A 22,075-nucleotide genomic window follows, 5' to 3' on the forward strand; every position below is an offset into this window, starting at 1 on the left:
CTTTTGGAGCCTGCGCGGCGCCTGCGCCGCCTGCTCCGCTTAGAGTTTCCAACCAACGTGAAGGAGGGTACCAAATGATCGAAATCGAAAAGCCGCGTATTGACTGTGAACAGCTCGCTGAAGACGGCTCTTACGGCAAATTCGTCGTGGAACCGCTGGAGCGCGGATATGGCACCACGCTGGGCAACTCCCTGCGCCGCATTCTGCTTTCGTCGCTGCCGGGTACGGCCGCGTCGAGCATCAAGATCGCCGGCGTGCAGCATGAGTTCTCCACCATCCCGGGCGTTAAGGAAGACGTGACCGAGATCGTACTGAACATCAAGGGCATCATCGCCAAGCTGCACTGCGACGGCCCCAAGACGGTCTACATCGAGGCCGCCGGCGAGGGCGAGGTAAAGGCTGGCGACATCCACGCTGACGGCGAGGTCGAGATCCTCAATCCCGACCTGCACATCGCTACCCTGATGAGCGATGCGCGCCTGTCCATGGAGATCACGCTGACTTCGGGCCGCGGCTACGTTCCGGCCGAGAAGAATAAGCAGCACCAGACCTCCATCGGCGTCATTCCGGTGGATTCGATCTACACACCAGTTTACAAGGTCAACTATACGGTGGAGAACACCCGTGTGCGCGACCTGACCGACTATGATAAGCTTACGCTCGAGATCTGGACCGACGGCACCATCACCGCGCGCGACGCGGTTTCGCTTGGCGCAAAGGTGCTGCGAGACCATCTCGACCTGTTCGTCGACCTGTCCGACGAGATCGGCTCCAAATCCACGGTTGTTGAAAAGGCCGAAGCGCAGCACGATAAGGTGCTTGAGATGACCATTGAGGAGCTTGACTTCTCGGTGCGCTCGTTCAACTGCCTCAAGCGCGCGGGTATCAACACAGTGGAGGATCTGATCAACACCTCGGAAGAGGACATGATGAAGGTCCGCAACCTGGGCCGCAAATCGCTGGAAGAGGTCATCGGCAAGCTGGAGGCCATGGGCCTGTCGCTTGCCAAGTCCGACGAATAAGAAAGACCGATAATGCGGCGGCACGAAAAGCCGCGCCGCCGCCTTTACTTTATTTTGGAGGTAAACACGAATGGCTAACAATCGCAAGCTCGGCCGTCCTACCGATCACCGTATGGCCATGCTGCGCGCGATGGTGACCTATCTGCTGGAAAACGGCAGGGTCGAGACCACCGTTGCCCGCGCCAAGGAAGTCGGCCCGCTGACCGAAAAGATGATTACTCTCGGCAAGAAGAACACGCTCGCTTCCCGCCGTCAGGCGATGGCTTTCATCACCAAGGAAGCTGTTGTTGCAAAGCTGTTCTCTGAAATCGCGCCGGAGTATGCAAGCCGTAACGGCGGTTACACCCGCATCATCAAGACCGGCCCGCGCCGCGGCGACGCAGCGGAAATGGCGATCATCGAGCTGGTTAAGTAAGATAACGGCTCACTTGGAAGCAGGAAGATGACGCAAAAAGGTTATCCAGTAGCGTGCTTACTGGATAACCTTTTTCTTTTTGCTTTCGTGCGGAATGTATCGCCGAAATATCTTCAAACAGAAAAGAAAAACACAGAAACCCCTTGCAATGTGCGGGATTTCGTGCTATACTACTGTCGTTAAGTAAGAAGTAACCGTAAGGAGTGGCGAAAGCCACTCCTTACGCTTTGCTTGAGAGAAATCGGAAAAGGAGGGACGGCTTTGCAGGCAAAGCAGATCGTCGCCCGTGTGGAAGAGTTGGTAAAGCCCTTGTGCGAGCAGGCCGGCGTTTCCCTGTGGGACGTGGAATTTGAAAAGGAGGGCGGCCGGTATATGCTGACCGTGACCGTCGATCATCCGGAGGGCGTGCAGATCGACCAGTGCGAGCAGGTTTCGCGCGCGCTCGACCCCATGCTGGATGAAAAGGAATTCGACGATATGCCGTCCTATACGCTGTGCGTTTCCTCGGCGGGGTTGTCGAGACGACTCAAGCGGCCGGAGCATTTCGCGGCGTTTATCGGCCATCCGGTCGAACTCGGCTTTTATAAGCCTGTAAACGGCGCAAAGCAGACGGAAGGCACCCTCGTTGCCTATGATAACGGCTGCGTGACGCTGGAGAGCGGCGGGCAGCAGACTGTTTATGAACCCAAAGATATAGCCGCGGTGCGACTTGCGGTTGAAATTTAAGGAGATGAACCGGAAAAAATGGTGAACGCAGAATTTTTTGACGCGCTGGAGCAGCTCGAAAAGGAAAAGGGGATACCGGTCGATTACATGCTCGACCGCGTGGGCCAGGCTTTGATTACTGCTTACAAGCGCGACAACGACGGGATGACGGACAATGTGTTCGTTGAACCGGATCGGGATAAAAAGACCATCCGCATGTATGTGCGCAAAACGGTCGTCAAGGCGGAGGACCTCTATGAGCCGTATGAGGAGATCACACTCGAGGAGGCGGCCGAGTATAAGAACAATCCCATGGTGGGCGATATCATAGATATTGACATCCCGACCAAGTCGTTCGGCCGCATCGCGGCGCAGACCGCCAAGCAGGTCATTATCCAGGGCATCCGTGAAGCGGAGCGCGGCATGGTGATCTCGGAGTTTGAGAGCAAGGAGCATGAGATCCTGACCGGCGTGATCGCCCGTATCGACCCCCGCTCGGGCAACGCGTATCTGGACGTGGTTTCGGGCGGCGAAAAGAGCGAAGCAGTCCTAGCCGCTTCTGAGCAGGTGCGCGGGGAGCAGCTTGCCGAAGGGCAGCGCGTCAAGGTATACCTGATCGAAGTGCGCCGCGGCACGCGCGGTCCGCAGGTCGTGGTATCGCGCACGCACCCGGGCCTGGTCAAGCGCCTGTTTGAGCTTGAGGTGCCGGAAATCCATTCCGGCGTGGTTGAGGTCAAGTCGATCGCGCGTGAAGCGGGCAACCGCACCAAGATCGCGGTTACATCGCACGACGAGAACGTCGATCCGATCGGCGCATGCGTGGGTACGCGCGGCGCGCGCGTCGCCAACATCACCGGCGAGCTGAACGGTGAAAAAATCGATATCATCAAGTGGAGTGAGGATACGGCGCAGTTCGTTTCCGCAGCGCTCGCCCCCGCTGACGTGATCTCCGCGTCTGTGCAGGCGGACAACAAGTCCTGCCGCGTGATTGTACCGGACGACCAGCTTTCGCTCGCCATCGGCAAGGAGGGGCAGAACGCCCGCCTTGCCGCCAAGCTGACCGGCTGCAAAATTGACATCGCTCCGGAATCACAGGGCGAATAACAAAACGGGGGTGCGGCAGAATATGGTACAGAAAAAGGTTCCCATGCGGCAATGCCTCGGCTGCCGCGAAATGTTTCCCAAGCGCGAGCTGATCCGCGTGGTGCGTTCACCGGAGGGTGCGCTTTCGCTGGACTTCAGGGGGAAAGCGCCGGGGCGCGGCGCCTATCTGTGCAGCAGGCCGGAGTGCCTGAAAAAAGCGCGCAAGAGCCGCGCGATCGAACGTGCGCTTTCGGTCGAGGTGCCGGAGGACGTGTACAGCGCGCTGGAAAAGCAGATGGAGGAGGGCGCGCATGATGAATGATCCCGTCCTCCGGATGCTGGGGCTGGCGCGGCGCGCCGGCAAGCTGGCGTTCGGCGACGAGCTGGTGCGCGAGGCCTGCATGGAGAAAAAGGCCCGCTGCGTGATGGCTGCATCAGATGCCGGCGAGAGTACGGCGAAGAAGGCCGCGTTTTATGCCGAACGCGCAAACGTACCGTTTCTCGTCCTGCCGGTGGATAAGCAGACGCTGGGCGCTGCGATCGGCAAGGGCGGCTGCGCGGTATGCGCAGTGACCGATATCGGCCTGGCGTCCGCGGCGGTGCAGCGGCTCGCGGCGCAGGACAGCGGCTATGCGGACGTATCCGCGCAGCTTGCGGAAAAAAACGCGCGCATCCAGTCGCGCCGGGGCAAAAAGAAGCCCCGCGCTTCGCAGTCTCAGGCGGCGCAGCCGCCGCGCCGCGCAGGCAGCGCCCCGCGCAAAGCGAACAAAAGCCCACGCGCAAAGCGCGTATTCTAATAGGCAACCCCCGCAAAGCGGCGTTTGCCATCAAAATCGGGAGCCTGTATCACGATTTTGATATCAGAAAGCTGTTTTGTGTGCCGTGTGGCGGCGCGTAAAACAGCGCATAAGAGGTGTTCGCGCCATGCGCGGCACATCTTACTCGATTGAAAACGTGTTTTCAACCGAAATTTCTTTTAGGAGGAGTTGCCCATGGCAATAGAGAATAAATATCGGGTGCATGAGGTTGCAAAGGATTTTGGCGCCGCCACAAAGGAGATTACCGAGATCCTGACCCAATACTGCACCACCCCGAAAAACCATATGCAGGTGCTGAGCGATCAGGAGCTGTCCGTCATTTTCGAGTATATGACGCAGCACCATCAGGTAAACAACATGGAGGAGACCCTGAACGCGCAGATGGCGGCGCGGCAGACCGCCGCAGCCCCGTCCGGCGACCGGCCGAAAGCGGAGGAGAAGCTCGCCAGACAGCCGCAGGCAGCCCAGCAGCCGGTGTCTGCCAAGCCGGAGGCAGGAAAGAAAGAGGAAAGCAAGGCCGCGCCCGCTGCTTCGACCAAGGTCAAGCAGGTACACCGCATCGATACCCGCGGCGCGGGAGACGTCAACCTGGATAAATATGACGAGCGTATCGACAAGCTGGTGGATGCCAAGGCGGAGCGTATGGAGTCCCGCGGCCAGAAGAAGCAGAAGCTGACCAAAAAGGCTGACCAGCGCGCCAAGCCGTTCGGCAATAAGCGCCGGCAGGAGGAGCAGGAGAAGATGAAGCGCCTCCAGCGCCAGCAGCAGATGGCGGCTCTCAAGAAGATACCGGTCAAGGTTATGATACCGGACGAGATCTCGGTCGGCGAGCTGGCCAGCCGCATGAAGCGCACCGCGGCGGATGTAATCAAGGGTCTGATCAAGCTGGGCGTGATGGCATCTATTTCGGAGATTATCGACTTTGACACCGCGGCGATCGTGGCGGAGGAAATGGGCTGCAAGGTCGAAAAAGAGGTCCATATTACCATCGAGGAGCGACTGTTTGACGAGAGCGAGGACCGCGAGGAGGATCTCGTGCCGCGCGATCCGGTTGTGGTCGTGATGGGTCACGTTGACCACGGCAAGACCTCGCTGCTCGACGCCATCCGCAAGACCAAGGTGACTGAGGGCGAGGCCGGCGGCATCACCCAGCATATCGGCGCGTACCGTGTCGCGGTGGACGGCAAGCCGATCACCTTCCTGGACACCCCGGGCCACGCGGCGTTCACCTCCATGCGCGCCCGCGGCGCGCAGGTAACCGATATCGCCATTCTGGTCGTGGCGGCGGACGACGGCGTGATGCCGCAGACCATCGAGGCGATCAACCACGCCAAGGCGGCGAATGTGCCGATCATCGTGGCGGTCAACAAGATCGATAAGCAGGGCGCCAATCCGGACCGTGTACTCCAGCAGCTCACCGAATATGAGATCGTACCTGAGGAGTGGGGCGGCGATACGATCGTGTGCAATATTTCGGCCAAGTTCGGCCAGGGTATCGAGAACCTGCTCGAGATGGTGCTTCTGACCGCGGAGGTCGCGGATCTCAAGGCCAATCCCAACCGCAAAGCGCACGGCACGGTCATCGAAGCCAAGCTCGACAAGGGCCGCGGGCCGGTCGCAACGTTGCTTGTACAGAACGGCACGTTGCACACGGGCGATACGGTCATCGCGGGTAAGGCGGTCGGCCGTGTGCGCGCCATGACCAACGACGACGGGAAGCGGATTCAGGAGGCCGGCCCGTCCGTGCCGGTCGAGATCATCGGTCTGGCCGAGGTGCCGGGCGCGGGTGATATCTTCGATGCGGTGGACGACGAGAAGATGGCGCGTGAGTTGGTCGAGCAGCGTAAGGATAAGGAAAAGGAAGAACGCAACAAGCAGTTCCATAAGGTCACGCTCGACAACCTGTTCGCCTCCATCCAGGAGGGCGAGATGAAGGAGCTGAACATCATCGTCAAGGCTGACGTGCAGGGCTCGGTCGAGGCGATCCGCTCGTCGCTGGAGAAGCTGTCGAACGACGAGGTCCGCGTCAAGGTTATCCACGGCGCGGTCGGCGCGATCAACGAGTCCGACGTGATGCTGGCCGCGGCGTCCGGCGCGATCATCGTCGGCTTCAACGTGCGTCCGGATCGCACGGCAACCGATTCCGCCGCGCAGCAGGGCGTGGATATGCGCATGTACCGCGTTATTTACGACGCGATCGAGGAGATGGAGCAGGCCATGAAGGGCATGCTCGAACCCAAGTTCAAGGAAGTCGTGCTCGGCCATGCCGAGGTGCGCCAAGTGTTCAAGATTACGGGCGCGGGCGCTGTTGCGGGCTGCTATGTGCAGGATGGCAAGATCCAGCGCAACGCTGAGGTGCGTGTGGTGCGTGACGGCATCGTATTCCACGAGGGCCATCTGAACACCCTCAAGCGCTTCAAGGACGACGTCAAGGAAGTTGCTTCCGGGTATGAATGCGGCATGAGCATCGAAAACTATAACGACATCAAGGAAAATGACGTAATTGAATGCTTCGTCATGGAAGAGGTCAAACCGTAAGATAATTGAAAAGGGACGATGGAGAATGGAGCCGAAGCCGTAAGGGGCAGCTTCATTTTCCGCGCGCCATTTTTCCATTCATCCTCAGGCAAAGGAGGACGTTACACCATGTCTACACGAATCGACCGCATTTCGGAAGAGGTGCGCAAGGCGCTGGCCGAGGCGATTCGCTCGGTCAAGGACCCGCGGGTGCAGAACGGGCTGGTTTCGGTCGTACACTGTGAGGTCACAAACGACCTGCGCTATGCCAAGTGCTTTATTTCCGTGCTTGGCAGCGAGCAGCAGGCGAAAGAGGTCATGAAAGGCCTGAAATCCGCTGCGGGTTGGCTGCGGCGCGAGGTTGGGCATAAGGTACAGCTCCGTTACGCGCCCGAGCTGGTGTTTGAACTGGACAACTCGATCACGCATGGCGCGCATATCTCGGAATTGCTGCACGAGCTGAAAAGCGAGGGCAAGCTCGGGGAGGAGGACCGCGCATGACCGTGGACGTTGCGGGCGCCGCCGCGGCGCTGCAGGGCGCGGACAACATCCTGATCCTGACGCACCGCCGCCCGGACGGCGATACCGCCGGTTGCGCGGGGGCGCTGTGCCGCGGGCTGCGGCAGCTCGGCAAGACCGCGTATATTCTGGAGAATCCGGAGATCACCAAGCGGTATGCACCGCTGATTACACCTTGTTATCCGACGAGCGATTTTAACTCTGCGTATATTGTATCCGTCGATATCGCGGAGGAAAAGCTGTTTCCGGATACGGCGGAGCAGTATAAGGGAAAGGTCGATCTAGTGATCGACCATCACCGCTCGAATTCGGGCTTTGGCGCCAAAAACCTGATCCGTCCGGACGCGGGCGGCTGCGCCGAGGTGCTGTATGATGTGCTGGCCGCGCTGGGCGTGCGGTTCACCAGGGATATCGCGGAATGCATCTACATCGGCGTGTCCACGGATACAGGCTGCTTCAAGTTTTCCAACACGACCGCGCATACCCATGCGGTAGCGGCGGCTTGCCTGACTGCGGGGATCGATGGGGGCGAGATCAACCGCGTGCTGTTTGAGACCAAATCCATGCCGCGCTTCCAGATGGAGCGCATCGTGTTCGACACGATGGAGTTCTTTGAGGACGGCGCGGTCGCGGTTGCGCTGCTGTGGCGCACGGATATCGACCGCACGGGCGCGGATATGGACGACCTGGATTCGATTGCTTCGCTCACGCGGCAGATTGAGGGCGTGCAGATCGGCATTACACTGACTGAAAACCGAGACGGGACGGTCAAGGCGTCCGTCCGCACGACCAAAGAGATGGACGCCGCAGCGATCTGCAAAAAGTGCGGCGGCGGCGGCCACATCCGCGCGGCCGGCGCAAGCTTGGACTGTGGAATGGAGGAGGCGAAAGCCGCCATCCTGACCGCCGCGAGGGAGCAGTTCCATGCCAAACAGTGAGCTGAACGGCATCCTGCTGATGGATAAGCCGCAGGGCTTTACCTCGCACGACGTGGTGGCCAAGCTGCGCGGCATCCTGCACACGCGCAGGATCGGCCACGGCGGCACGCTCGACCCACTGGCGACCGGCGTGCTGCCGGTATTTGTCGGCGGTGCGACCAAGGCGGCGGATTTCGCGGCCGCGCAGGATAAGGAATATATCGCGGGCTTTACGCTCGGCTACAATACGGACACGCAGGATGTGACCGGCGGGACGCTGCAGGTCAGCGGCCGCTGCGCCGCACGGGATGCGGTCGAGCAGGCGGCAGGCCGCTTCCTTGGGTCGCAGAAGCAGGTGCCGCCCATGTATTCGGCGGTCAAGGTGAACGGGCAGAAGCTGTATGACCTGGCCCGCAGGGGGAAGGCGGTCGAGCGTCCGGCGCGCGACATCACCGTCCACGCGATCGATCTGCTGGAGTTTGACGAGCACGCCCAGAAGGGCATGCTGCGGCTGACGGTCAGCAAGGGTACTTATGTGCGCACGCTCATCAACGACCTGGGCGAAGCGCTTGGTACGCTGGCGGTCATGCACAGCCTGACGCGCACCCGATCGGGCGCCTATACGCTGCGGGAGTGCCACGGCTTCAGCCAGGTCGAGCGCGCGGCGGCGGATGGCGCGGCGCAAACGCTTTTGCTACCGACCGACAGCCTGTTCCCCCTGCATCCGGCTGTGCGGCTGACGGACGAGGGCGCGGAACGCATCGCGCGCGGCGCGGTGGTATTCCCGCGCATGGCGCAGGGGATGCCCGAAACAGCGGGCGCGCTGTGCCGCGTGTACCACGGGGCGCGTTTTTTGATGCTCGGCCAGGTAAGGACACTCGATAAAGGCGGGCTGGGCCTGTTTGTCTATAAAAATTTTGGATGAAAAAACGCGGGCCGGCAGCGGCCGCTTTTTCAGGGAGGGTTTCCCATGCAAGAATTTCAAAAGCCGCGCGCGATCGCGCTGGGTTATTTCGACGGGGTGCATCTGGGGCATCGGGCGTTGATGGAGCGCGCGGTGGAGCGCGCCAGACAGATCGGCGGCGTGAGCGCGGTATGCACGTTCGACGTCCATCCGGATTCGGTTGTGCTGGGGCGCCAGGTGCCGCTGATCACGGCGGACGCTTACCGGCGGGAGGAGATCAAAAAGCTCGGCGGCGTGGACGAGGTAATCTTCATTCATTTTGACGAGAAGATGCAGCATATGGACTGGCGCGACTTTATCCATAAGGTGCTGATCGAGCAGTTCCACGCGGCTTGGATCATTTCCGGCCGGAACAACCGCTTTGGTTATAAGGGGCGGGGCAACGCCGCCGGTATGGCGGAGGAATGTGAAAAGGCCGGCATCGGCTACGACTGCGTCGACGATGTCAAGATGGACGGGATCGTGGTGTCCTCCACCTATATCCGTCAGCTCATTTCCCAGGGCGATATGGAAACGGCCGCGCGTTTCCTTGGCCATCCGTATACAGTGACCGGCGTGGTCGAGCATGGCCGCAAGGTGGGGACGAGCGTGTTGGGCGTGCCGACCGTTAACCTGCGTCTGCCGGGCGAGATGGCGCTGCCGCCGTACGGCGTTTATGCGACGCGCGTGCTGGTGGGCGGGGAAAGCCACATCGCGGCGACCAATATCGGCGTCAAGCCCACGTTCCTGGATAGCGGTACGCCGACCATCGAGCCGCACCTGCTGGATTTCGCGGGCGACCTGTACGGCCGGATGATCCATGTCGAGCTGCATAAGTTCCTGCGGCCGGAAAAGCAGTTTGCGTCGGCGGAAGAGCTGCGCGCGGCGATCGAGGAGAATGTGCGGCAGACGCGCGCCTACTTCGCGGAATAAGCGGGCGCCAGGAGACGGAAGCATGGCATAAAATTGCCCGCCGCGCGGCGGGTGGAAAAGACGGGATGGATTTGCCATCCCGTCTTTTTTTGAAATCTGTTATAATGGTAGAGAACAATTCCCTGCCTGGGGACGTGTTGTTTACAGAAAGGAGGAGAGGACGCCATGCAAACAAAGCTGCGCTCCGACGCATTCCTGTGCGAGGCGATGGAAGCCTGCGGCGACGCCGTTTACCGGCTGGCGCTGTGCCGCATGGGAAGCCGCGCGGATGCGGAGGACGTTTATCAGGAGGTGTTTCTCCGGCTGCTGCGCGACACGACTGATTTTCGGGATGAGGAGCATTTGAAGGCCTGGCTGATTCGGGTCACGCTCAACCGGTGCAGCGACCTGCGTCGTTCGGCGTGGTTCCGCCGCACCGCGCCGCTCGAAGCCGCGCCGGACGCGGCTGCGCCGGAGGATACCGACCAGGCCGACCTGTGGCATGCGGTCGCGCGGCTGCCGGATGAACTGCGGACCGTGATACACCTGCACTATGTAGAGGGCTACAGGACGGAAGAAATCGCGCCGCTGGTCGGATGCAGGCCGGCAACCGTGCGCACGCGGCTCCATCGGGCGCGTAAACAACTCAAACTGGATCTGGAGGGAATGGACGATGAAGAAGAACAACCGGAACGAATGGGAGCAGATGAAAAGCATAAAAGCGCCGGAGGCGCTGAAGCAGCGTACCCTGGCGGCCGCGCGTGAGGAGCGCCGCGGGGAGGGGCAGGCCGCGCCGCAGCACCTGGCGCCGGCGCCGCGCCGCAGCTTCGGCATGGTAAAACGCATTTTGGCAGCGGCGTGTGCGTTCGGCGTGGTTCTGGGCGGCTCGGCCCTGTGGCGAATACAGGGCGGGCAGAGCGCGGACGAGGCGGTCGCCGGAGTGGTGGCCAACTCGTTCGGCATCGTGGCTTATGCCGCGGACACGGGCGAGACTATCGCGCCGAAAGACAGCAAGATTGCGTTTGATTTCGCTGGCGGAGGTGCGGACAGCCCGACCAAGGGTTTTTTCAGCGGTTGCCTGTTCCGGGTGACGGGCGACAATATCGAAACGGTCAGCGCGTCGGTTGACAAGGGCGGTCTGTACCGGACCGAGCGGCTGGAAATCAACGAGGCCGACGTACAGGCGATCATGATGGGCACCTATGCGCCCACAGCGGATGCGGACGATATCATGGTGCAGTCAGAACCGGAAAAAAAACGGTGGTGGGTGGACGCCAGCTACCGCATGGAGAACGGCTTTGTCGCGGACTATGACGCGAACGTGAGCTACGGCTTCTGGGGCGAGCCTCAGCCGGTCGATATGGCGGACGATACCGACCTGCGTGACGCGTGGCACGCCCGTATAGACGAGTTCGACGGCGCGACCCTGACGGTCACCGTCACCTTTGCCGACGGCACGAGCGATACCCAGACGCTCACGCTGCACACCGGCAAGCTGGGCGTATGGTATCCGGACGATGAGAGTGGCCCGCAGCCCACCGGCGAGGTACTCACCGACGAGCAGGCCAAAGAGCAGGGCTATCTCTACGGCGTATACGCGGAAATGGAATAACGTGGCGGTTTATCCCCCGATCTTTCGGATCGGGGGATAATTTTTGCAGAAAAACAGGTAAACTGCTTGAAAAAAAACGGTGCATCCCATACAATAAAAAAGTAGTTTGTTTTTATGAGGGAGTGCCATGCTGCATATTGTTCTGGTTGAGCCGGAGATCCCGCAGAACACGGGCAACATCGCCCGCACCTGCGCGGCGACGGGCTGCGTGCTGCACCTGGTCGAGCCGCTCGGCTTTGCGATTGACGATAAGCGGATGAAGCGTGCGGGCCTGGATTACTGGCATCTGCTCGACGTCCGCATGTATAAAAACCTGGATGAGTTCTTTGCCCGAAACCCGGGCGGGCGTTATTTTTACGCCACGACCAAAGCGCCGCACGCCTATCACGAGGCGGCGTATCGGGACGGGGATTACCTGCTGTTCGGCAAGGAGACAAAGGGGCTGCCGGAAAGCCTGCTCGTCGCGCATCCGGAGCGGTGCGTGCGCATTCCCATGCGCGAGGGCGCGCGAAGCCTAAACCTGTCCAACTCGGTCGCCGTGATCGTGTTCGAGGCGCTGCGGCAGACCGGCTTTGAAAACCTGAGGCTGGCGGGGCCTTTCCCGCAGGAGTGAGGGAGCGTTTATGGAAAAGATACACATTCTGACCGATTCTTCCGCGGATATCCCGCAGGCGCAGGTGGATGCCTATGGGATAGAGGTCGTCCCGATCACGCTGACGCATGAGGGGCGCGCGTTCCGCGAGTATTACGACATCACCGCCGAGGAGTACTGGAAGCTGCTGCAAACCAGCCGTGAGGTTCCGGCAACCTCGATGGTCACGCCCGCGCAGTTCCTGGATTCCTACCGGCGCGCGTTTGAACGCGGCTGCACTCATGTGCTGGGCGTTCTGATCAACGGGAAAGGGTCGGGTACCTGTCAGGCCGCCTGTCTCGCCCGTTCGATGTTTGAGGAGGAATATGGAAGTGGCATGCGGATCGAGATCATCGACTCCGCGACCTACACCTATATTTACGGGCATATCGTCGTGCTGGCCGCCCGCCTGCGCGACCAGGGAGACAGCTTTGAGGCGATCGCGGGCGTGGTGCGCAGCCGGCTCAAGCGGGTGGAGGCTTATCTGGGCGTGTATAGCCTGGCGCACCTCAAGCGGTCGGGCCGCATTTCGGGCGGCGCGGCGTTTGTCGGGGAAGCGCTCGGGCTCAAGCCAATCAGCCATGTGTACGGCGGCGCGGTTACGGTATGCGACAAGGTGCGCGGGGAAAAGGCGCTGGTGTCGGGCCTGATTAAAAAGGTGTCCGGCCGTGTGCAGCAGCCGGAAAAGCAGACCGCGCTCCTGCTGTACGGTGATGTACCCGCGGAGCGCATCGACGAGCTGGAAAAGCGTCTGCTGACGGAAATCGGCTTCAAACAGGTCTGCCGCAGCCCGATCGGCCCCTCGGTTATCACGAATACCGGCCCGCAGGCCCTGGCGGTCGCGTTTTACGGACAGGCCCGAAACTGAACCGGATTGGGCATATTGTTTAATATTTCACAATATTTTGAGGAAAAACGCAAAAATCCTCTAAAAGATTGCCAAAATGTAAGGTTTTTCGTAAATTTGCTTGCGGGATACCGGAAAAACGAGTATAATTTGGTCTTGGAAGCGGAATTCTTTTAGAGAACGCCGCGATTTTGATCCGTGTCGCAATATTTATATCTTAAGGAGAGGTATATTTTATGCAGTACAACAAAAAGAGTGTCGAAGACATCGACGTAAATGGCAAAAAGGTCATCGTTCGCTGCGATTTCAACGTCCCGCAGGACGAAAACGGCAATATCACCGATGACAAGCGTATCCGTGCGTCCCTGGAGACGATCAAGTACCTGCTGGACCACAACGCGGCTGTTATCCTTTGCTCGCACCTCGGCCGTCCGAAGGGCGAGGTCAATATGAAGTATTCGCTGGCGCCGGTCGCGGCGCGCCTGAGCGAACTGCTCAGCATTGACATCAAGCTGGCGAAGGACGTTGTCGGCGAGGACGCCAATCGGCTTGCCGCGGCGGTCAAGCCCGGAGAAGCCATCCTGCTGGAGAACGTCCGCTTTGAAAAGGGCGAAACCAAGAATGATCCGGCGCTTGCCAAGGCGTTTGCCGATATGGCCGAGATCTACGTCAACGACGCGTTCGGCACCTCGCACCGCGCCCATGCCTCCACCGCCGGCATCGCGGATTACCTGCCGGCCGTGTGCGGCTTCCTGATCAACAAGGAAATCTCCATCATGGGCAAAGCGCTTTCCGATCCGGCCCGTCCGTTCGTCGCCATCCTGGGCGGCGCGAAGGTTTCCGACAAGATCAACGTTATCAACAACCTGATCGATAAGTGCGATACCGTCATTATCGGCGGCGGCATGGCCTATACATTCTCCAAGGCGCAGGGCGGCAAGATCGGCACCTCGCTGTGCGAGGAGGATAAGCTCGATCTCGCGCTCGGCCTGATCAAGAAGGCGGAGGATAAGGGTGTCAAGCTCCTGCTGCCGATCGACACCGTTTGCGGCGATCACTTTGGCGCGGACGCGGAGCCGGTTGTTTACGAGGCAGGCCAACTGCCGGACAACATGATGGGCATGGACATCGGCCCCAAGACCGTTGAGTTGTTCTCGGACGCGGTCAAGAACGCTGGCACGGTTGTTTGGAACGGCCCGATGGGCGTATTCGAGTTCGACACCTTTGCGGCCGGCACCAAGGCGGTTGCGGCGGCGATCGCTGCGTCCGGCGCGGTTTCCATCATCGGCGGCGGCGACTCCGCGGCGGCGGTTGAAAAGCTTGGCTTTGCGGACAAGATGACCCACATCTCCACCGGCGGCGGCGCTTCGCTGGAGTTCCTGGAGGGGCTGGAGCTGCCGGGCATCGCCTGCCTGCTGGATAAGTAAGCTCCCTCAGCCGAAAGGGGTAATGTGAAAACCCACGCGCCTGCCGCGGGTTTTTGCGGAGGGCGCCGCGGGCCGGCGCTTTCCTGTGGAAAATGCGCGCTGCGCATGGGATGTGTGCGGTGCGGAAATGTGCTTATACCGGGGCGTTCGCGCGATGCCCCGTATAAATACATAACCGATCAGGACGGATCCGCCGTCCGAAATTTGAAAGGGGTAAAACCAACATGAATCGCAGATACCGTAAGACCATCATTGCCGGCAACTGGAAAATGAACAAGACGCCGGCGGAAGCCAAGGCGCTCATCGAGGAGATGAAGCCGCTGCTTTCCAAGACCAAGTGGTGTGAGATGGTTCTTTGCGTGCCGTTTACCGATATTCAGGTCGCAGTAAAGGCTGCCAAGGGCTCCAAGATCGCCATTGGCGCGGAGAATATGCATTTTGAGAAGTCCGGCGCGTTCACCGGCGAGATTTCTGCCGATATGCTCAAGGAGCTGGGCGTGAAGTATGTGATCATCGGGCACTCCGAGCGCCGCCAGTACTTCAACGAGACCGACGAAGCCTGCAACAAGAAAGTCCTCGTCGCGCTGGAGAACGGCCTGCGCCCGATCCTGTGCGTCGGCGAGTCGCTCACTGAGCGCGAGCAGGACGTGACCATGGAGGTTATCCGTAAGCAGATCAAGATCGCCCTGCAGGGCGTTGCTGTTGAGGATATCAAAAAGGTTGTCATCGCTTACGAGCCGATCTGGGCGATCGGCACCGGTAAGACCGCTACCGCCGAGCAGGCGGGCGAGGTCTGCGGCGCGATCCGCGACTGCCTGCGCGAGAAGTACGGCGCGCGGGCGGCCCGCGGCATCACCATCCAGTACGGCGGCTCGATGAACGCCAAGAACGCGGCCGAGCTGCTGGCCCAGCCCGACGTTGACGGCGGCCTGATCGGCGGCGCCTCCCTGAAGAGCGCTGATTTCGCGACCATCGTGGAAGCAGCCAATCAATAAGATAAGGAATACGGCGTGGGAAGCGGCTGCTTCCCCCCCGCCGTTACCGCGGAGGGGGGCATCGATATCGATCGTTGTCCCCTTTCATCCCACTTCTGCCAAAGGAGCTTTAGCTATGAAAAAAGAAGTTTCCTCCGCCAAGGAGGCTGCGGAAACGGCGCCTGTCGTGGAAAAGGCCGCAGCGAAAAAGCCGGCGGCGAGAAAGACGGCCGCTAAGCCAACCGCAGCCGCTGTGGAGAAGAAGACCCCGGCAAAAAAACCGGCGGCTAAGAAGCCCGCGGCCCGCAAAACGGCAGCAAAGAAAGCCTCCGGCCCGAAAAAGCCGACCGCGCTGATTATCATGGATGGTTTTGGCCACCGCGACGAAAAGAGCGGTAACGCGATCGAGGCTGCGAACACCCCCAACTTGGACAAGATCTTTGCAGAAAACCCGATGACGTATATCGGCGCCTCCGGCTTGGACGTCGGCCTGCCGGACGGGCAGATGGGCAACTCCGAGGTCGGCCACACCAACATCGGCGCGGGCCGTATCGTTTATCAGGAGCTGACCCGCATCACCAAGGCCATCCAGGACGGCGACTTTTTCACCAACGAAGCGCTCATGAGCGCAATCAACCAGTGCAAGTGGTTTAATTCCACCCTGCATATTTTCGGCCTGCTGTCCGATGGCGGCGTACACTCGCATATTGACCATATGTTCGCGCTGCTCGAGCTGGCGCGCCGCAACGGTCTGCGCAAGGTGTGCTTCCATTGCTTCATGGACGGCCGCGACACGCCCCCGCAGTCCGGTATCGAATATATCGACCGTCTGCAGGCGAAGATCGACGCGGTTGAGGTCGGCTGTATTGCTACGATTTCCGGCCGCTATTATGCGATGGATCGCGACAACCGCTGGGAGCGTGTCGAGAAAGCCTATAGCGCCATTGCCGAGGGCGTCGGAGAGCATGCAGCCTCCGCGCACGAAGCCATGCAGGCTTCCTATGATGCGGGCGTGACCGACGAGTTCGTGGTTCCGGTCATCGTAACCGAGGGCGCGACCGTCCGAGACGACGACGCGATTATCTTTGCCAACTTCCGTCCCGATCGCGCGCGTGAGATCACCCGTGCGTTTGTGGATCATGAGTTCCAGGGCTTCCCGCGCCACCGCCGCAACATTCACTACGTCTGCATGACGCAGTATGACGCGACGATCGTAGGCGTTGAGGTGGCGTTCAAGCCGCAGAGCCTCAAGAATACCTTCGGCGAATATATCTCCGACTTGGGCCTGACCCAGTTGCGCATCGCCGAAACCGAGAAGTATGCGCATGTCACGTTCTTCTTCAACGGCGGCGTGGAAAAGGAATATGCGGGCGAGGACCGCGCGCTTATCCCGTCCCCCAAGGTTGCGACCTATGACCTCCAGCCGGAAATGAGCGAGCCTGCCGTAACCGAGGAGTGCGTAAAGCGCATCCTGTCCGGCAAGTATGATATGATCGTCCTGAACTTTGCCAACTGCGACATGGTCGGCCATACCGGCGTGTTCGAGGCTGCGGTCAAGGCGGTCGAGGCGACGGACGACGGCGTGGGCAAGGTTGTCGCCGCGATCCAGCAGATGGGCGGCCAGTGCCTGATCACGGCCGACCACGGCAACGTGGATCAGATGCTCGACGCGGACGGTACGACCCCGTTCACCGCGCATTCCACCAATCCGGTGCCGCTCGTGATGATCGGCCATGCGGGCAAGCTGATGGAGGGCGGCGTGCTGGCTGACCTTGCGCCCACCCTGCTCGAAATGATGGGTCTCAAGCAGCCGGAAGAAATGACCGGCCACAGCCTGATCGCCAAATAAATCTGCGTATCCCCAAAATTGATATAAAAAGGAGAATGAATTATGAAAGGCTACATTGAAATCGTTGATGTGCTTGGCCGTGAGGTAATGGACTCCCGCGGCAATCCGACCGTTGAGGTCGAGGTTTATGTTGAGGGCGACACCGGTGCCTATATGGGCCGCGCGGCCGTTCCGTCCGGCGCTTCCACCGGCATCTTCGAGGCTTGCGAGCTGCGCGACGGCGACAAGTCCCGCTATAACGGCAAGGGCGTCCTCAAGGCGGTTGACGCTGTCAACGGCGAGATCGCGGAAACCATCATCGGCATGAATGCGCTCGACCAGCAGGCCATCGACAAGGCCATGATCGAGGCGGATGGCACCCCGAACAAGACCAAGTTCGGCGCCAACGCGATTCTGGGCGTTTCCATGGCGGTTGCCAAGGCGGCGGCCGAGGCGCTTTCCCTGCCGCTGTACAACTACATCGGCGGCTGCAACGCCAAGACCCTGCCGATGCCCATGATGAACATTCTTAACGGCGGCGCGCATGCGACCAACAACGTTGAGATCCAGGAATTCATGATTATGCCGGTTTCCGCTCCCTCTTTCCGCGAGGCGCTGCGCCGCTGCGCTGAGGTGTTCCATCAGCTCAAGAGCACCCTCAAGGAGAACGGCACTCCGGCTGCGGGCGTAGGCGACGAGGGCGGCTATGCGCCCAACCTGAAGAAGGACGAGGACGCGCTCAAGGTGATCGTCAAGGCGATCGAAGAGGCTGGCTACAAGCCGGGCGAGGACTTCATGATCGCGATCGACGCGGCTTCCTCCGAGTGGTGGAACGACGAGGAGAAGTGCTATATCCAGCCGAAGTCCGGTAAGAAGATGACCCAGCAGCAGCTCGTTAAGATGTGGAAGAACTTCGCGGAGAAATACCCGATCATCTCCCTTGAGGACGGTATGGCCGAAGAGGACTGGGAAGGCTGGGAGATGCTGACCAAGGCGCTGGGCGATAAGATCCAACTTGTCGGCGACGACCTGTTTGTAACCAATACCACCCGTCTCAAGAAGGGCATCGACATGGGCGTTGCCAACTCCATCCTCATCAAGGTCAACCAGATCGGCTCCCTGACCGAAACCCTGGACGCCATCCAGATGGCGAACCGCGCGGGCTACACCGCCGTTGTTTCCCACCGTTCGGGCGAAACCGAGGACGCGACCATCGCGGACATCGCTGTGGCGCTCAACGCGGGTCAGATCAAGACCGGCGCGCCGAGCCGCACCGACCGTGTTGCCAAGTACAACCAGCTGCTCCGTATCGAAGAGGAGCTGGGCGAGGATGTCGCGCAGTACCTGGGCAAGGATGCTTTCTTCAACTTGAAGAACAAGTAAGAATGGCTTAATAGCAGGCCGTCCGCAACAAGCGGACGGCCTGCTTATTTTTATATGGAACGGTTTCTTCTCCCTATAAGAAGAAAGACACTATAATTTTCCAGTAAATTACAGAAAATACGGAAAATTGGCAACATATAAGAAATTTTTCAAGTATTTGTAAACCAAAACGGTTGACGAGCGTGGAGGAATGTGTTATCATATTCACAGTAAAAATTTGATAATCTAATCAATTGGCGGCGGCAGCAGGACTGTCGGTTTGTCCAATCCATAAATTCGCGCACTTCTTCATTCCTAAAAAGCCGCGCCCTTGGCAAAGGGTGCGGCTTTTTTACTGGATATCAATACCAATAGCCTGCTTTCCATTTCTGGAGGGCGAGGCTCGCGTTTTGGTAGCTTACGTCGGAGGTCGGCGTCCCCGCGGGTACACCCAGGATCGCCGCGTCGCGCTGCAGCACATAGCCGTTGGTTTTCCAGCGGCTGAGCGCCTGCTCAAAGGCCTGCGTCTGTGCGCTGTCCGCCGCGTCGTCCACGCTGAGCTGGTAATTGCGCCAGTTCAGCGTGGGGGTGCCGTTTAAAAAGCCGGTCAGACCGGCAACCGACAGGCTGTAATCCCGATCCGCGTTGAACTGCGCGAGCTGCGCCTGTGCCTGGGAGAGCGCGGCGCTTTCCGCAGCGGCATAGTAGTCGATTTCGAGCGCGGCTTCCTGCCCGGCGGCGCTGTCCTGCGCGGCCGCGCGCGCCTTGAGACGCGCCTGCCCCAGCGCGTTGAGATCGCTGCGGTACTGGTTGTCGATCGAAATACGGCTGGTTTCGGCCGCACCCGAAGTAGCGGCGGAGTCCCGCGCGCCCATGTTTAAGCCGAGCGCGGCCAGCTTTTCTTCGTTGGAGAGTACGGATTGCCGCGCGTTGATATCGGTCTGCGCCATGCCGGCCGTATAGTCGCTCTCGATCGAAGCCAGATTTCGTTCAAGCTGCTGCGCGATGCGCTCGCGTGCGGCTTCAAAGCGTTTCAGTCGGGCCTGTTCGGCGGCTTCATAAAGCCGGTTGAGCGCGCTGGCGCCGGCAGAGGCGCCGCCCCCGCCTCCGCTGCTGCCGGACGAAACCGAATAGGGGCGGTAGTCCCCGTTCCAGGTCGATACCGCTTCGTTGGATGCGACCTTGCCCGCCAGCCCTTCCGTATCAATCTTGTTCTGGCGTTCGGCGAGCAGCTCCTGACGTTTGCCCGCGTCCTGTGTATTTGCGATAGCCTCCGAGTAGTCAAAATCCTCTTTGTAGTTTTTCGCCATATGTTTCCCTCCTTTCTCAGATCACGGTCTGCCCCTGCGTCCAGCGGATCGTGAGCGCGAGCAGGCCGAACGGCTCGTCCGGCCGGTCGTTGCCGATGCGCACCGCGAACAGCGGCATGCGGTGCTGCCGGCGGCGGGTGCGGTAGCTGACCGCGCCAGGGATGCAGCGGAACGAGAACCGCGAAAAATCCAGCGTTTTGAACGAAAACAGGTCCATGTTGCGCGAAAGCGCGAGCAGCGCGCCATTCTCGTTTTCATACTGTACGGTCGCGCCCGACCGTGAGTAGGGCATGAGCGTCGGGATGACATCGCGCACGGTTTTGACCCGCCCCCAGTCCGCGAGCGGCAAGGTGGGCGTGCGCCAGTATGCGTCGATCGCCGCGTCATCGTCACAGTAGGCGCCATCCTCGTCGGCGCGGGCGAAGCGGCACAGCCGGCCGTCCGCGGTGCCAAACCAAAGCCGACCGTCCAGCACGGCAAGGCATTGGGCGGGGACCTCGGTCCAGTAAAACCATGCGGGGTCGCCGTTCTCCTCGGTCAGCGTACTGTCCGCGATATACATATGCCCATTCACGGCAAGGTAATATTTTCCTTCGAACACGGCCGCGCAGGCGTTCTCCAATCCGGCTTCCGTCTCCAGCTTGGGTACGATCGCGTCCGATACCGAGCGGATGGTCCGCTGCTCCGCGACCGCAGTGCCGAACGCGCCCTGCACCCCGCGCGCGGACAGGAACAGCGGCAGATCGCCCAGCGTGGCGAAGCTGCGCGGCGCGGTCGCGCCCGCGCCCTGCGCCCCCTGCTTGAGCGGATAAAGCGCCGTCCCGTCGTCCGCCATCAAGTAGGAGCGCAGATAGCTGGTCGCCTCCTGCGCGCCGCCGGACTTGATGACGAGCTGGCTCTCATACTGCTTGAGATAGCCTACAATCGCGGACGCGTCCGTCCCCATGCGGGTGTAGCCGGTATCGGGGAAATAGGTGGGATCATACAGCCCGCTCTGCCAATCACAGTCCGGCTCGTCCGGATTGCCGGCAACGAACGCGCGCGTATCGTTTTTGCCGCCGTACAGTCCGGCAAACCGGCACTGGTTGATTTTATCCGCATAGCCGGTCACGGTTTTGGAGAACGTGATGGATACGTTGGCCAGCCCGTTGGCGTTTGCGGGCGCGCTGGCCAATGTGATCAGGCCGGTCGTGCGGTTGACCGAGGACACGGTCACGGATGCGCCGTTTACCGCTGCGGTTACCTCGGTGTCGTCCAGATTTTTTGCGTCCACCTGGAACTGGGTCGCCGAGCCGTTGCCAATGAAGGTGTTGATGCGTTTGGGGGTGAGCAAGTTAACTGCTTCATAGCTGGTGCCGCCGCCGGTCGGCTGCGCGGAGATCGTGGTGGTCGGAACATAGGCGACGTCTTGTACCTTGACAGCCTCCCACGCGGTTCCGGCGCTGTTTTTGCGCACCGCGCGGTAGGTCTGTCCATCAAGTAAGTATAATACGCCGTTCATCACGAACGATTGCGAGAACGCCTCGTTCATGTCCGTGCACAGCTCGGCCTGCGTACCCGTGGCGGGACGGGCGTACAGCTTGGTACCCGCATGCACGGCCAGGCCGGATCCGTCGGGCAGGGGGAACAGGCCGAAAAGAGGCGCGTTGTAGTTTTGCTGGGTTTTCCAGCCAGTGCGCTTGACCAGGAAATCGTTCTGGTCGCAGATCAGGTTCTGCAGGTCGGGCGAGCGGGACAGGGATACCTTGGTGGGGTGCGTGCGAAAGTCCGCGCCGCCGAAACGGCTGACCACGGTTTCGCGCTCGGTCTCGGGATAAGGAAACTGGTAAGCGCGCATCAGACCATCTCCTGTATGCCGGTGAACTGCGCCGGACAGTGGCGCAGCAGGCGGTCAGCGTATTCCGCGGCCGCCCAGTTGAATTTGGCCTTGTCGTCGTCGGCCACGAGCAGAGCCGCCAGCCCATAGGGGAAGCACTCGCGCGCGAGCCAGTCGCCTGTGGGGATATCCTCGTCCAACGCGTCCATGCGCGGCGGCGCGGCGTGCGGCTGCTCGGCGCAGAATACCCGCTCCGCGTTGATCTCGCGCAGGCTGTTGACGAGCAACTGGTTGAGCGCGCCTAGCGCGAACGGTTCGTAATACGCGCCGCTGTCCGGCGTTTCGGAAAGCAAGTTCAGCGCCGCACGGAAGCATTCGGTTCCGGTCATGAGATTCCTCCTTTTGCAATATATGGCT

Annotated in this window: 22 protein-coding genes; 19 read left to right on the plus strand and 3 right to left on the minus strand. The window is 60.5% G+C overall.

The window, feature by feature from the left end; translation table 11 throughout:
- Window positions 1-74 precede the first annotated feature (74 nt).
- The 19 genes from DBQ51_RS11420 to eno all read left to right on the plus strand — a co-directional run bounded on the left by DBQ51_RS11420 (window position 75) and on the right by eno (window position 18,553).
- On the plus strand, window positions 75-1,022 hold the full coding sequence (locus DBQ51_RS11420; protein ID WP_107631617.1) for a DNA-directed RNA polymerase subunit alpha: 948 nt from the start codon (window positions 75-77) through the stop codon (window positions 1,020-1,022).
- Window positions 1,023-1,092: 70 nt separating this feature from the next.
- Window positions 1,093-1,437, plus strand: coding sequence for a 50S ribosomal protein L17 (gene rplQ / locus DBQ51_RS11425; RefSeq protein ID WP_054326946.1), 345 nt, complete (start codon window positions 1,093-1,095; stop codon window positions 1,435-1,437).
- A gap of 261 nt (window positions 1,438-1,698) precedes the next feature.
- Complete coding sequence (locus tag DBQ51_RS11430) at window positions 1,699-2,163, plus strand: ribosome maturation factor RimP (protein ID WP_054326945.1); 465 nt, start codon at window positions 1,699-1,701, stop codon at window positions 2,161-2,163.
- A gap of 18 nt (window positions 2,164-2,181) precedes the next feature.
- Entirely contained in the window at window positions 2,182-3,246 is a 1,065-nt protein-coding gene (nusA, locus tag DBQ51_RS11435; protein WP_107631618.1) for a transcription termination factor NusA, read from the plus strand.
- 22 nt (window positions 3,247-3,268) lie between these two features.
- Complete coding sequence (rnpM, locus tag DBQ51_RS11440; RefSeq protein WP_054326944.1) at window positions 3,269-3,547, plus strand: RNase P modulator RnpM; 279 nt, start codon at window positions 3,269-3,271, stop codon at window positions 3,545-3,547.
- A complete protein-coding gene (locus tag DBQ51_RS11445; RefSeq protein WP_107631619.1) occupies window positions 3,537-4,022 on the plus strand; it encodes a L7Ae/L30e/S12e/Gadd45 family ribosomal protein in 486 nt (161 codons plus the stop codon). Before rnpM ends, DBQ51_RS11445 begins: the two co-directional genes overlap by 11 nt.
- Before the next feature lie 195 nt (window positions 4,023-4,217).
- On the plus strand, window positions 4,218-6,581 hold the full coding sequence (gene infB, locus DBQ51_RS11450; protein WP_082396991.1) for a translation initiation factor IF-2: 2,364 nt from the start codon (window positions 4,218-4,220) through the stop codon (window positions 6,579-6,581).
- Between the two features lie 108 nt (window positions 6,582-6,689).
- Window positions 6,690-7,061, plus strand: coding sequence for a 30S ribosome-binding factor RbfA (gene rbfA, locus DBQ51_RS11455; RefSeq protein ID WP_054326942.1), 372 nt, complete (start codon window positions 6,690-6,692; stop codon window positions 7,059-7,061).
- On the plus strand, window positions 7,058-8,017 hold the full coding sequence (locus DBQ51_RS11460; RefSeq protein ID WP_107631620.1) for a DHH family phosphoesterase: 960 nt from the start codon (window positions 7,058-7,060) through the stop codon (window positions 8,015-8,017). The genes rbfA and DBQ51_RS11460 overlap by 4 nt, the downstream gene beginning before the upstream one ends.
- Entirely contained in the window at window positions 8,004-8,921 is a 918-nt protein-coding gene (gene truB / locus DBQ51_RS11465) for a tRNA pseudouridine(55) synthase TruB (protein WP_107631621.1), read from the plus strand. Before DBQ51_RS11460 ends, truB begins: the two co-directional genes overlap by 14 nt.
- Before the next feature lie 45 nt (window positions 8,922-8,966).
- A complete protein-coding gene (ribF, locus tag DBQ51_RS11470; RefSeq protein ID WP_054326938.1) occupies window positions 8,967-9,872 on the plus strand; it encodes a riboflavin biosynthesis protein RibF in 906 nt (301 codons plus the stop codon).
- 165 nt (window positions 9,873-10,037) lie between these two features.
- Window positions 10,038-10,616, plus strand: coding sequence for an RNA polymerase sigma factor (locus tag DBQ51_RS11475; RefSeq protein WP_054326937.1), 579 nt, complete (start codon window positions 10,038-10,040; stop codon window positions 10,614-10,616).
- A complete protein-coding gene (locus DBQ51_RS11480) occupies window positions 10,525-11,463 on the plus strand; it encodes an anti-sigma factor (protein WP_159068165.1) in 939 nt (312 codons plus the stop codon). The genes DBQ51_RS11475 and DBQ51_RS11480 overlap by 92 nt, the downstream gene beginning before the upstream one ends.
- Window positions 11,464-11,590: 127 nt before the next feature.
- Entirely contained in the window at window positions 11,591-12,076 is a 486-nt protein-coding gene (gene trmL, locus DBQ51_RS11485) for a tRNA (uridine(34)/cytosine(34)/5-carboxymethylaminomethyluridine(34)-2'-O)-methyltransferase TrmL (RefSeq protein WP_054326934.1), read from the plus strand.
- Between the two features lie 10 nt (window positions 12,077-12,086).
- Complete coding sequence (locus tag DBQ51_RS11490) at window positions 12,087-12,962, plus strand: DegV family protein (protein ID WP_054326933.1); 876 nt, start codon at window positions 12,087-12,089, stop codon at window positions 12,960-12,962.
- A 215-nt stretch (window positions 12,963-13,177) separates the two neighbouring features.
- Window positions 13,178-14,368, plus strand: coding sequence for a phosphoglycerate kinase (locus tag DBQ51_RS11495; protein ID WP_107631623.1), 1,191 nt, complete (start codon window positions 13,178-13,180; stop codon window positions 14,366-14,368).
- A 224-nt stretch (window positions 14,369-14,592) separates the two neighbouring features.
- Entirely contained in the window at window positions 14,593-15,363 is a 771-nt protein-coding gene (gene tpiA, locus DBQ51_RS11500; protein WP_054326931.1) for a triose-phosphate isomerase, read from the plus strand.
- Window positions 15,364-15,478: 115 nt separating this feature from the next.
- Complete coding sequence (gpmI, locus tag DBQ51_RS11505; protein ID WP_107631624.1) at window positions 15,479-17,191, plus strand: 2,3-bisphosphoglycerate-independent phosphoglycerate mutase; 1,713 nt, start codon at window positions 15,479-15,481, stop codon at window positions 17,189-17,191.
- A 42-nt stretch (window positions 17,192-17,233) separates the two neighbouring features.
- The gene (gene eno, locus DBQ51_RS11510; protein ID WP_054326928.1) at window positions 17,234-18,553 is read left to right on the plus strand and encodes a phosphopyruvate hydratase; all 1,320 of its coding nucleotides are present in this window, start codon (window positions 17,234-17,236) and stop codon (window positions 18,551-18,553) included.
- Window positions 18,554-18,894: 341 nt separating this feature from the next.
- Here eno and DBQ51_RS11515 read toward each other — a convergent pair whose 3' ends face one another.
- The 3 genes from DBQ51_RS11515 to DBQ51_RS11525 are packed head-to-tail and all read right to left on the minus strand — an operon-like array spanning window position 18,895 to window position 22,047.
- Window positions 18,895-19,842, minus strand: a complete 948-nt coding sequence (locus tag DBQ51_RS11515; RefSeq protein WP_107631625.1) for a hypothetical protein — start codon at window positions 19,840-19,842, stop codon at window positions 18,895-18,897.
- A 16-nt stretch (window positions 19,843-19,858) separates the two neighbouring features.
- Complete coding sequence (locus DBQ51_RS11520; RefSeq protein WP_054326926.1) at window positions 19,859-21,679, minus strand: hypothetical protein; 1,821 nt, start codon at window positions 21,677-21,679, stop codon at window positions 19,859-19,861.
- Window positions 21,679-22,047, minus strand: coding sequence for a hypothetical protein (locus tag DBQ51_RS11525; RefSeq protein ID WP_107631626.1), 369 nt, complete (start codon window positions 22,045-22,047; stop codon window positions 21,679-21,681). The genes DBQ51_RS11520 and DBQ51_RS11525 overlap by 1 nt, the downstream gene beginning before the upstream one ends.
- Between the last annotated feature and the right edge of the window lie 28 nt (window positions 22,048-22,075).

Origin of the sequence: Agathobaculum massiliense (genome assembly GCF_900291975.1) — a bacterium.
Taxonomy (GTDB): Bacteria; Bacillota; Clostridia; order Oscillospirales; family Butyricicoccaceae; genus Agathobaculum; species Agathobaculum ammoniilyticum.